Annotated in this window: 2 protein-coding genes and 1 pseudogene; all 3 read left to right on the top strand. The window is 40.2% G+C overall.

Annotation, left to right across the window (positions count from 1 at the left end; genetic code table 11):
- Nucleotides 1-164: 164 nt before the first annotated feature.
- The gene (gene ftsA / locus ACRCJ0_RS11335; protein WP_417892950.1) at nt 165-1,604 is read left to right on the top strand and encodes a cell division protein FtsA; all 1,440 of its coding nucleotides are present in this window, start codon (nt 165-167) and stop codon (nt 1,602-1,604) included.
- A 23-nt stretch (nt 1,605-1,627) separates the two neighbouring features.
- The gene (ftsZ, locus tag ACRCJ0_RS11330; protein ID WP_016897659.1) at nt 1,628-2,896 is read left to right on the top strand and encodes a cell division protein FtsZ; all 1,269 of its coding nucleotides are present in this window, start codon (nt 1,628-1,630) and stop codon (nt 2,894-2,896) included.
- A gap of 1 nt (nt 2,897) precedes the next feature.
- Nucleotides 2,898-3,106: pseudogene (locus ACRCJ0_RS11325) on the top strand (YggS family pyridoxal phosphate-dependent enzyme); the annotation flags it as partial.

Raw genomic sequence — 3,106 nt, 5'->3', positions numbered from 1 at the left:
AAAGCATTTGCGTGTAGGAAAACGTCATCACTATTGATAGACCGTGACTATGCCAACAATTTCTATGAGAAAGTAGCGGTGATTTCGTTGGTAATTAGTACCGTCTATGTTAAAATAGTAACGATACGATTAAATATTAAATTTTCTAGGAGGTTTCAATAAACATGGTTCAGCCAGAAATTTTTGCAAGTTTAGATATTGGAACCACTTCAATAAAAGTAGTAGTTGCAGAATATGTTAACCAACAAATTAATGTTATTGGAGTAGGTCATGAGCGCTCACAAGGCCTCAGTAGAGGTGTGATTGTAGATATTGATAAGACTGTTGAGTCTATCAAGCGCGCGATTAAAAAAGCCGAACAAAAAGCTAATTATACGATTAACGATGTCATTGTAGCTGTCCCAAGTAATCAAGTGAATATCGAACCTTGTTATGGTATGATCGCCGTGTCAAATGACAACAGAGAGATTACAGATAAGGATGTCAAAAACGTTTTAGCGGCAGCAAAAGTTCGTTCAGTACCAGCTGAAAGAGAGATTATTTCAGTAATGCCGGAGGAATTCATTGTTGATGGCTTTGACAACATCAAAGACCCACGTGGCATGATTGGTGTAAGACTAGAATTATATGCTAGTTTAGTTACTGGTCCTAAAACACTGGTTCACAATATACGTCGTTGCGTAGCAATGGCGGGCTTGAATATACGTGACTTAGTTGTGCAATCTTATGCAAATGCATATGCCGCAATGAGCAAGAGTGAACGTGAATTCGGGACAATATTAGTTGATATGGGTGGGGGACAAACAAGTGTGTCTGTATTCCACGATGATCAATTGAAATTTGCAACAGTTGACCACGAAGGTGGGGAACTTGTTACAAAAGATATCTCAACTATATTGAATACCTCAATTGAAAATGCTGAACAAATCAAATTAGAATATGGCTATGCCCTACCTAAAGATACGAGCGATTCAGAATTCTTCCCAGTTGAAACAATTGGTAAAGTGAATCCAGAACGTGTGAGTGAGCATTACTTAGCTGAAATTATTGAAGCTCGGGAACGTCAAATATTCGAAACATTGAAAAAACCTCTAGATAAAATCGAAGCCTTTGCCTTACCAGGTGGCATTATTGTGACCGGTGGGGCAGCATCATTACCTGGTGTTTTGGATTTAGCTGAAGAAGTTTTTGGCCATGAAGTGCGATACTACATTCCAGAATACGTTGGCTTGCGTAACCCAGTCTTTACAACAGCGGTTGGTTTAATCCAATATGTGGCGCAATTAGATGATATTCATCACTTAGCACAAGATAATGAGCAACTAGTACAAGTCGCACCAACTACTCGGACTAGTCAGCCAACTGCTGCGCCAAAAGAGCCAGTTGCTAGCACAAAGCAAACAGAATCAGTTGACAATTACAAACAAGTAAATGATGATAATGCTAACGATAAACCTAGCGTATCGCCTTCTAATAATGAACAAACTTATTATGAAGAAAGCCCAGCTAGCCAATATGATGAATTAAATGACGAAACTGAAACGGGCGAAGAAGAAAGCCCAGTTGATAAAATTAAAAATTTCTTCAAAGACTTTTTTGTTTAATTTAATTACCAGGAGGATATAAAATGGATATGGAATTCGAATACGAAAACATGGATATGAATAACGCATCAATCAAAGTAGTTGGTGTTGGTGGTGGTGGTAACAACGCTGTTAACCGTATGATCGAGGAGAACGTACGTGGCGTTGAATTTATTGTTGCAAATACTGATACACAAGCTTTGAAAAACTCTAAAGCTGATATTAAAATCCAACTTGGACCTAAATCTACTCGTGGTTTAGGTGCCGGTGCTCAACCAGAAGTTGGGGCTAAAGCTGCTGAAGAATCAGAAGATCAAATCCGCGAAGCATTACAAGGTGCTGACTTAATTTTCATCACTGCCGGAATGGGTGGTGGTACTGGTACAGGTGCCGCACCAATCGTAGCCCGTATCGCTAAAGAAGAAATCGGCGCGCTAACTGTAGGTGTTGTGACTCGTCCATTCACTTTTGAAGGACCAAAACGTGGTCGCTCAGCTGCTCAAGGTATAGCAGAAATGAAACAACATGTGGATACTTTAGTAACTATCTCAAACAACCGTTTATTAGAAATCGTTGACAAGAAAACGCCTATGCGTGAAGCATTTGGTGAAGCTGACAACGTATTACGCCAAGGTGTTCAAGGTATCTCTGACTTGATTACTGCACCTGGTTACGTAAACTTAGACTTTGCTGACGTTCGTACAGTAATGGCTGACCAAGGTACTGCTTTAATGGGTATCGGTGCTTCTACTGGTGAAAACCGTACAGCTGAAGCAACTAAGAAAGCTATCTCATCTCCATTATTAGAAGTTTCTATTGATGGTGCTGAGCAAATCCTATTAAACATCAAGGGTGGCGACGATTTAACGCTATTCGAGGCACAAGATGCAGCGGATATCGTAGCAGCAGCATCTTCTTCAGAAGTAAACATCATCTTTGGTACTACAATTGCTGAAGACTTAGAAGACGAAGTTATCGTAACAGTTATCGCAACTGGTATTGATACTGAAAAACGTCGCGATGAAAAACGTGCTAAACGTTCTGGCGGCCACTCTGCTTTCCAACAAAGTTCAGGTCGCGATTTCGCTAACCAACCAGACAACTTTAAAGAAAAACAAGTGACTGAACGTCGCCAAGAAGAAAACCGCGACATCTTCAACGACTTCGATAGCAGCCGTTATGAAGATTCAAACCGTTCACGCAGAACTTTTGATGACGCACCATCTGCACCTGTAGAAAATGATTACTCATCACACAACTCAGATGACGATGAATTAGATACACCACCATTTTTCAGAAAGCGTCGTCGTTAATATGACAATTCGCAATAACGTGCAGTCTATTGAAGGCATTATTGCAAATGCACAACAATCATCAGCGTTATCATCAAATGATGTGACGCTGATTTGCGTTTCTAAGTACCATTCAATAGATGAAGCAAACACAGTATATGATGCAGGCGTGAGACATTTTGCAGAAAATCGTCCAGAAGGCTTCCAGGAAAAATCTGCTGCTATGGCAGA

The sequence above is a fragment of the Aerococcus sp. L_32 genome (assembly GCF_050689315.1).
This window is presented reverse-complemented; position numbering and strand designations above follow the sequence as displayed.